Here is a 3,547-nt window from a genome sequence, read left to right as displayed (position 1 = left end):
GTGTGTTTGTGGGGGGTGCGGGCATCGCCTACGTGGCGGGGGCCGTGCGGGTCGTCGCAGTGGCCGTGCCCGTCCGCCGCGGACTCGTGGACGTGGTCGACCTCCAGGGTCGTGTGGGTGATGCCGTACGAGGTCCGCAGCACCTCCTGGAGGTCGCGGCGGACGGCGTGGCAGTCGCCCCCGGTGTCGACCAGGACGTGCGCGGACAGCGCCGGGTAGCCGGAGCTGACCTCCCACACGTGCAGGTCGTGCACCTCGTGCACGCAGGGGCGCGCGGCCAGCCTGGTGCCGAGTTCGGACGGGTCGATGCCCGCCGGCGCGGCCTCCATCAGAACCCGGCCCGCGTCCCGCAGCAGCCCGTACCCGGCCTTCAGCATCAGCCCGGCCACCAGCAGGGACGCGATCGCGTCCGCCCGGTTGAAGCCGGTCGTCCACACGACCAGGCCCGCGATGGCCGTGGCGATGAACGCGAACAGGTCGTTGAGGATGTGCTGGAACGCGCCCTCGATGTTGAGGCTGCTCCGGTCCGCCCGGCTGATCAGCCAGGTCGCCGCGATGTTGACCGCGATGCCGACGAGCGCCGTCCAGAACACGAACTTCCCCTCGACGGCGTGCGGCTCGATCAGCCGCCGGACGCCCTCGTAGGTGAAGTAGCCGGTGAGCAGGATCAGCGTCAGCCCGTTGAGCTGGGCCGACAGGATCTCGGCGCGGCGCAGGCCGTAGGTGAAGCCGCCCTTCGGCGGGCGCGCCGCGATGCGCATCGTGACCAGCGCCAGCGCGATCGCGAACGCGTCGGTGGTCATGTGCGCGGCGTCGGTGATCAGTGCCAGCGAGCCCGCGATGAGGCCCACGGCGACCTCGCCCACCATGAAGACGAGGATCAGCGCCAGCGCGGCCCCGAGCAGCCGCCGGTCGGCCGTCGCCGACACCCCGTGCCCGTGCCCGTGCTTGTGCCCGTGCCCCTGTTCGGGTCCGTGCTTGTGCCCGTGCCCGGTCATGTGCCCTCCTCCCCGTGGCCGACGTGGGTGAGGGCGAGGTCGAGCAGCATGCGGACGTGCGAGTCGGCCAGCCGGTAGTAGGCCATCCGGCCGGCCCGGCGGACCCGGACCACGCGGTTGGCGCGCAGCAGCCGCAGCGCGTGCGAGACCGCCGACTCCGAGTGCCCGCAGGCGGCGGCGATGTCGCACACGCACATCTCCCCGCCCTCCAGTAGCGCGGTGATCACCCTCAGCCGCCCCGGGTCGGACAGCAGCCCGAACACCTGCGCCAGCTCGGCGACCGTCTCCGCGTCCGGCAGGGCGGCGGTGACGAGGGCGACCTTCTCAGGATCGACCACGCGGACGGCGCACGCGTCGGCGGGGGTGCCGCCGGGGGCGATATCTGAAGTACTGCTCATATGAGCAAAGATATCGCACGACGGTCAGCCCACCGGCGGCGCGGGCTCCTCGCCCGGCGGCAGCGACATCGGCGGCCCCGGCTCCGTGCCAGAGCCCGTGCCGGTGCCCGCGCCGGTGGGGTCCCCGCCGCCGCCCATACCCGGGTCCTGCGAGGTCACGCCCGGTGAGGCGGGCTGGTCCCCGCCGTCCTCCCCGGTGCCGGGGGAGGGCGTGCCGGGGGACTCGGTGCCCGTCGGCTCGGTGCCGGGGGACTCCGTCCCCGGCGAGCCCGTCCCCGGGGACGGAAGGCCCGAGTCGTACGGCGACGGCGAGTCGCCGGTGAGCTCGGTCTCGGTCGCCGGGAGCTCCGCCGGCGGCCCGTCCGCCTCGCCCTCGGTGGCGCGGGGCCGCTCGAACCCCATCGTGCCCTCGGGATCGACCAGGACGAACGTGACGATCGTCCCCTTCTTTGCGTCCCGCGGTTCGATCTCGGTCACTTTCCGCTCTTCGAATCCCGGCCAGGACCGGCCGGTGTAGGACGCGCCGTCCGGGGAGATCTTTTTGTCGGGACGGGTCAGCGGATTGCCGCAATTGCACTTCACCGCCGGCACCCCGTAGCCATTGACCAGAACGCCCATTCCCGCCTGCAGCACGGCGGGCCCGCTGGTCGGTTCTCCGTTCCGGTAGCCGTGGTTGGTGACGAGCGTGTCGGTCCGCAGGACGACCGGTGTCAGCCGCGACACGTACCGCGGGATGTCGTCCACCGGGATTCCGTGGACCTTCGCCCAGGCGCCCGCCTTGTCGGGATTGGCCTGCAGGAACTCGATCAGTTTCTGCGGGTCGCAGGTCGCCTCCCGGCGCGTCCCCCCGTACAGGCCGGGGGAGTCGCCGGTCGTGGTCCCGCCCGCCTTCGGCCGCTCCTTGATGTCGGTCTTGTCCGTTCCGGACATCAGCGTGTACGGATCGGGGCCCGGCGTCCCCACCGTCAGCCGGGTGATGGTCGCCCCCGCGTCCCCGCACGCGGTCAGCACCCCCGCCGCCAGGACCAGCCCCGCGACCGCGCTCGCCGGCCTCATGAACCGGGCAATTGGTGAATGCATTTCGGTCATGCCTTGTCTCTCCCGCTCCGGGCTCCCCGTATCTATACTCTTCGATGCCGGGCGGAGCGGATTTGTGCCCGGTGGAATGCCGAATTTTTCCGGGGGACCCGGACGGGGGTACGAATGGCGGGCCCGATTCCCCTCACCGCGGCCGACCCGGCGCGCCTCGGCGGCTGGGAGCTGCTCGGCCGGATCGGCACCGGGGGCCAGGGCGTGGTGTACCTCGGCCGCCCGGTGGAACCCGCCGGCGGGCCGTCCCGCGTCGCGGTGAAACTCCTGCACACGCAGCTGCTGGGGGACGCCGGCGCCCGGGAGCGCTTCGTCCGCGAACTGGCCCTGCTGCAGCGCGTCGCCGGGTTCTGCACCGCGCAGATGCTCGAAGCCGACATGGCCGGTGACCGCCCCTACATCGTCAGCGAGTACATCCCGGGCCGGTCGCTGCGCGCGCTCGTCCAGGAGGAGGGGCCGCGCTCGGGCGCCGACCTCGACCGCCTCGCCATCAGCTCGGTGACGGCGCTGTCGGCGATCCACCGCGCCAACGTCGTGCACCGCGACTTCAAGCCGCAGAACGTCCTGATGGGGCCGGACGGGCCCCGCGTGATCGACTTCGGCATCGCCCGCGCGTTCGACGCCGGGGCCACGCTGACCAGCCAGGTCGTCGGGACGCCCGCCTACATGGCGCCCGAGCAGTTCTCCGGCCGCGTCCAGCCCGCCACCGACCTGTTCGCCTGGGCGGGCACCCTGCTGTACGCCGCCACCGGCCGCGACCCCTTCGCGGGCGGCCCGCTGCCCGCCGTCATGTACCGGATCATGCACGAGACGCCCGACCTCGGCGTGCTGCCGGGCAGGCTCGCCGAGGTCGCCGCGGCCTGCCTCGCCAAGGACCCGCAGAACCGCCCGACCTCCGAGGACGTCCTGCTGTGGCTCCTCGGCGAACGCGACGGGGCCGTCGCCCGCCCGCAGACCGCGACCGAGCGCCTCCCCGGCCCCACCGTCCAGGCCCCGGCACCCGGCACGGGGTTCCAGGAGGCGCGGCCCGCCGAAGAACCGACCGCCCGGTTCACCCAGGCC

The 3,547-nt window shown here is 73.2% G+C and carries 4 protein-coding genes; 1 reads left to right on the top strand and 3 read right to left on the bottom strand.

Features of this window, described 5'->3' with window-relative positions:
• The 3 genes from E1200_RS31990 to E1200_RS35315 form a co-directional block, all read right to left on the bottom strand.
• A partial coding sequence (locus tag E1200_RS31990) for a cation diffusion facilitator family transporter (protein ID WP_131956199.1) occupies positions 1–998 on the bottom strand: 998 nt, incomplete at its 3' end.
• Positions 995–1,396, bottom strand: a complete 402-nt coding sequence (locus E1200_RS31985) for a metalloregulator ArsR/SmtB family transcription factor (RefSeq protein ID WP_131956197.1) — start codon at positions 1,394–1,396, stop codon at positions 995–997. The genes E1200_RS31985 and E1200_RS31990, both read right to left, overlap by 4 nt.
• Before the next feature lie 24 nt (positions 1,397–1,420).
• Positions 1,421–2,452: a DUF6777 domain-containing protein gene (locus tag E1200_RS35315; RefSeq protein WP_131956195.1), complete on the bottom strand. Its 1,032-nt coding sequence runs from the start codon at positions 2,450–2,452 to the stop codon at positions 1,421–1,423.
• Positions 2,453–2,599: 147 nt separating this feature from the next.
• Here E1200_RS35315 and E1200_RS31975 point away from each other — a divergent pair.
• Positions 2,600–3,547 (top strand): serine/threonine-protein kinase (locus E1200_RS31975; RefSeq protein ID WP_131956193.1); only part of this gene is annotated, 948 nt, incomplete at its 3' end.

The sequence above is a fragment of the Actinomadura sp. GC306 genome (genome assembly GCF_004348665.1).
GTDB lineage: Bacteria > Actinomycetota > Actinomycetes > Streptosporangiales > Streptosporangiaceae > Spirillospora.
The sequence above is the reverse complement of the archived record's forward strand: the minus strand, read 5'-3'. Positions and strand labels throughout refer to the sequence as shown.

Bases quoted from the DNA above. Each gene is read 5' to 3' on its own strand.
- E1200_RS31985 (WP_131956197.1), bottom strand. From the start codon at position 1,396: ATGAGCAGTACTTCAGATATCGCCCCCGGCGGCACCCCCGCCGACGCG.
- E1200_RS35315 (WP_131956195.1), bottom strand. From the start codon at position 2,452: ATGAGGCCGGCGAGCGCGGTCGCGGGGCTGGTCCTGGCGGCGGGGGTG.